Origin of the sequence: Micromonospora foliorum (assembly GCF_022229015.1) — a bacterium.
In the GTDB taxonomy this organism is placed as follows: Bacteria; Actinomycetota; Actinomycetes; order Mycobacteriales; family Micromonosporaceae; genus Micromonospora; species Micromonospora foliorum.
In genome coordinates this window covers 1-3,748 of sequence record NZ_JAKKFF010000050.1, presented here as the reverse complement: position 1 = coordinate 3,748, position 3,748 = coordinate 1, and the positions used below count along the sequence as shown (strand labels likewise).

4 protein-coding genes and 1 pseudogene are annotated in these 3,748 nt (G+C 72.7%); 2 read left to right on the top strand and 3 right to left on the bottom strand.

Annotated features, from left to right (window positions below; genetic code table 11):
• The first annotated feature begins 28 nt into the window (after positions 1-28).
• The gene (locus tag PSH25_RS04735) at positions 29-952 is read left to right on the top strand and encodes a DUF8832 domain-containing protein (RefSeq protein WP_238657838.1); all 924 of its coding nucleotides are present in this window, start codon (positions 29-31) and stop codon (positions 950-952) included.
• A 164-nt stretch (positions 953-1,116) separates the two neighbouring features.
• On the opposite strand, the gene PSH25_RS04730 is transcribed toward PSH25_RS04735, so the two are convergent.
• On the bottom strand, positions 1,117-1,533 hold the full coding sequence (locus tag PSH25_RS04730; protein WP_091402568.1) for a helix-turn-helix domain-containing protein: 417 nt from the start codon (positions 1,531-1,533) through the stop codon (positions 1,117-1,119).
• 248 nt (positions 1,534-1,781) lie between these two features.
• Between PSH25_RS04730 and PSH25_RS04725 the strand changes: the two genes are divergently transcribed.
• The gene (locus tag PSH25_RS04725; RefSeq protein WP_238657837.1) at positions 1,782-2,237 is read left to right on the top strand and encodes a hypothetical protein; all 456 of its coding nucleotides are present in this window, start codon (positions 1,782-1,784) and stop codon (positions 2,235-2,237) included.
• Here PSH25_RS04725 and PSH25_RS04720 read toward each other — a convergent pair.
• Both PSH25_RS04720 and PSH25_RS04715 read right to left on the bottom strand, forming a co-directional pair.
• Positions 2,234-3,388: a class I SAM-dependent methyltransferase gene (locus PSH25_RS04720; protein ID WP_238657836.1), complete on the bottom strand. Its 1,155-nt coding sequence runs from the start codon at positions 3,386-3,388 to the stop codon at positions 2,234-2,236. The two genes, PSH25_RS04725 and PSH25_RS04720, sit on opposite strands and share 4 nt — an antisense overlap.
• An 88-nt stretch (positions 3,389-3,476) precedes the next feature.
• Positions 3,477-3,748 (bottom strand): annotated as a pseudogene (locus tag PSH25_RS04715) (DEAD/DEAH box helicase); the annotation flags it as partial.

The window sequence follows — 3,748 nt, the reverse complement described above, 5'->3', positions numbered from 1 at the left end:
GAGGCCGGCCAGGCGCGGGGCGTCGGTCGTGACTGACGAGGGTCCCGCCGGGCCGGACCGGAGCACCCTCCGGCTGGCGCTGGTGGTCGGCGGGCTGGTGCTGGCGGTGTTGCTCGGCTTCGGCCTCGGCCGGCTGAACACCACAGGCGCCGCCACCGGCAGTCCGTCGTTGGCAGCCGAGCACACCGACCCGCCGGGCGTCGGGCCGCACAACCACGGCAGCGCCACGACCACCGATCAGGGCGCGGCCACCGAGCCGGGCGGTCTGGCGGTCAGCTCGGCCGGGTTCACCCTGGCACCCCTGGCCACCGAGTTCGCGGCGGGCCGTCCCGGTCAGCTCCGCTTCCAGGTGCGCGACGGGCAGCGCCGGCCGGTGGCTCGTTTCGCCATCGTGCACGACAAGCCGATGCACCTCATCGTCGTCCGACGGGACCTGACCGGTTATCAGCACCTGCACCCGACCATGGCGACCGACGGCACCTGGTCGGTGCCGTTGACCCTCGCGCAGCCCGGCCTCTGGCGCGCGTACGCCGATTTCACAGTGGTCGCCGACAACGGCGCGCAGACCGCGGTGACCCTCGGCACGGACCTGGTGGCACCCGGCGACTACCGACCTCGTCCACTGCCGGGGCCGGCCACCTCGACGACCGTGGACGGCTTCACCGTCGGCTACCAGGGCACCCCGCAGGCCGGGACGACCGTGCCGCTGACCTTCCGGGTGGACGGGGGCGGCGCCGCCCCGCTGGAGCGGTATCTCGGGGCGTACGGGCACCTGGTGGCGTTGCGCGAGGGCGACCTCGGCTATCTGCACGTACACCCGGAGACCGAGCTGGTGGACGGTCAGATCAAGTTCTGGCTGACCACCCCCGGCCCCGGCCGCTACCGCCTCTACCTCGACTTCCAGGTGAACACCGAAGTCCGAACCGCCGAATTCACCCTGACCGTCCCCTAGCCCCAGCCCCCACCCCACCCGGGCCCGGGCCCGGGCCCTGGCCCTGGCCCTGGCCCGGTGATCATGAAGTTATTGCCTCTCGCCACGGCGTGTCGTGGCAATAACTTCATGATCAACGGCCCCGGAACGGGGGATGGGGTTTGTGGGGTGGGGTGGGGGTGGGGTTAGCCGGCTCGGCGGATGGGGCGGCGGGCCAGGTAGCGGAGCAGGTCGCGGATGTGGTGCTTCTCCTCGGCGGGGACCGTGGGGTCGGCCAGCCGGTCCAGGATGGCGCGGACGTCGGCCTCGACCGGGCCGTCGTCGTGGCGGCGGCGGGGCGCGGGGCCGGCGTCGGGCAGCCCGAGCGCGCGGAACGCGGCGGCGACCGGCAGATCCAGTGCGGCGCAGAAGCCGCGCACCTTGGCCAACTCGGGATAATCCTGCCAATCACCGGCCAGCCAGCGGAACACCGTGGAGCGACCCACGCCCGTGTGCGAGGCAAGATCAGTCACGGTCCAGCCACGTTCGTCACGAGCGTCATCGATGGCGCGCCGGACGAAGCGGGCGAAGGCCATCTGCGGTGATACGTCGGCGGATCCCATCCCTGTGTGTCTTCCCCTCCCACCGGAGCACCGGGACGATGCGCCTTCCGAGGGTAGTACGCCCGGAGCCGGAAACAATTGACTGACCGCACAAACTGTCCCGTGGACGAGACTTTCCTCTGGAACCGTGTGTGCAGAACGAAAATTGCATCGAGCGATCATCATCGTTCTTCCATTAAGCTCGGTGCCCGTCCCGACATGGCGCCTGTCGCGTGCCGCGTCCGACCGGACCACCGCCGAGGAGCACCATGGCCGAATCGAGCCGCCCCCAGCCGTACCAGCCCGGTGCGGTGAGCCTCTTCTTCGTCGCCAAGGCCGGCGTCTTCGCTGCCGGGTTCTGGATCTGGTTGCTGGTCCTGGTGCTCCGCACCGACTCCGCGACCGGTCTCCAGGTGCTGGCCGCCACCGGCACCATCACCACCACGCTGGTCGCGGTCCTGCTCGGTGCCCGGATGGCGTTGCAACACAACGCCGCCATCCGGCACGCCGAGGTGAAGAGGCTGCTGGTGGACATCTCCTGGAACGCCTTCACGGCAGCCGGCAATGCCGAGACCGGCGGCAAGGTCGTACCATTCCCGACCGCCCCGGGCGACGGTGAGTGGGCCGCCCAGCGGTCCGGTGCCGACCGGGTGTCGGTCCTCGACCGCGGTGCCAGCGAGCGCAACGGTGGCCGGGACCGCCGACGCCAGCCACCCAGGAGCTAGGGCGTCTCTCCGGCGGTCAGCAGGGTCTCCAGCCGGGGGGTGACCTGCCACTGGTCCACCAGCTCGCGGTACTCCGCGCGCTGCGGCTCGGTTGCCCCGGCACCGGTACGACGTGCGCGGATCAGCAGGTTACGCGGGGTGTGCTGCGAGTCCACGAACTCCACCACGTCGGCCCGGTACCCGTGTACCCGCAGCAGCCCGGCGCGCAGTGCGTCGGTGAGCACGTCGGCGAAGCGTTCGCGCAGGATGCCCTGACGGGTCAGCAGCTCGTACGGTGCCGGGGCGGGGTGGGCGCGGAGCTGCTTCGCCAGATCGTGGTGGCAGCACGGCGCGGCCAGCACCCAGCGGGCCTCCCAGCGGACCGCGCGGGCCAGCGCCTCGTCGGTGGCGGTGTCGCAGGCGTGCAACGCCAGCACCAGGTCAGGGGCGGGGTCGACGACGGCGTCGGCGATCGTCCCGGCCACGAAGCTGACCTGATCGCCCCAGCCCAGCCGCTGTGCCAGCTCGATGTTGCGCCGCCGCTGGTCCTCGCGGAGGTCCACGCCGATCAGCTGGACGTCGAGCCCTCGGCTCGTCAGGTATCGGTACGCGGCGAACGTCAGGTAGGCGTTGCCGCAGCCCAGGTCGACCACCCGTAGCGGACCGGTCAGGTCGTCGGGCAGGGTCGCGGCCAGGGCCCGCAGGAACGCGTCCACCTGGCGACGCTTGGCCGCCGAGCCGCCGATCTCCGCGAAGATCGGGTCACCCGGGTCGAGCAGGTATTCCTTCGTCCGGTCGTTTCCGCTGGGCGTCGCCGCCGGGCGGGACGTGGCGGCCCGGTGCACCTGCGCTTCACCGGACTTGGTCACCCGCAACTGGAGGGTCGCGTCGACCGTCTCGACGTGCCAGTTGCCGAACGGCTCGGCGAGCAGTTCGTCGATCGCCGCAGCGGCCTCGGGGCCGGAGGCGAGGTTGCGGGTGTACGGGCGAGCGCCGTCGGACGTGGTGATCTGCATCCGGGGCCCGGCCTTCAGCGTCACCGGCCGCAGCTCGGCCCGCTCAACGGTGGGGCGGCGCCCGCGGCGGCGTCCGGCGGCGACCGCCCGGGTCAGCGCGGGGTCGAGCAGCAGCGCCCGAACCTCGGTCAGGGCGGCGTCCAGTGGTTGCGGCATCGTTCCATCTTCGGCAGGTGGGGTGGGAGAAGGGAACATCCCCCGCACCGCGCGAGGCGGTGCGGGGGATGTCAGGTGTGGCTGGTGGTCAGTCCGCGGTCGCCTCGGCCGGCGTACCCGCGCCGGAACCGCCACCACGGCGGCGCCGGCGGCGGCGCGGCTTGGACGCCTCGCCGTCGGCCGCGGCGGCCGGCTCGGCGGGGCCGGCGTCGGCGGAGATCACCGCGGTCGCCTCGCCCGCGACCACCTCGCCGGACCGGCGGCGACGCCGGCGGCGGGGGGTACGGGTGCCGTCGTCGTCGGCGTCGGCCACAGGTGCCTCGGCGACGGCCGGCGTGCCGGCGTCGGAGCGGTCGCGGC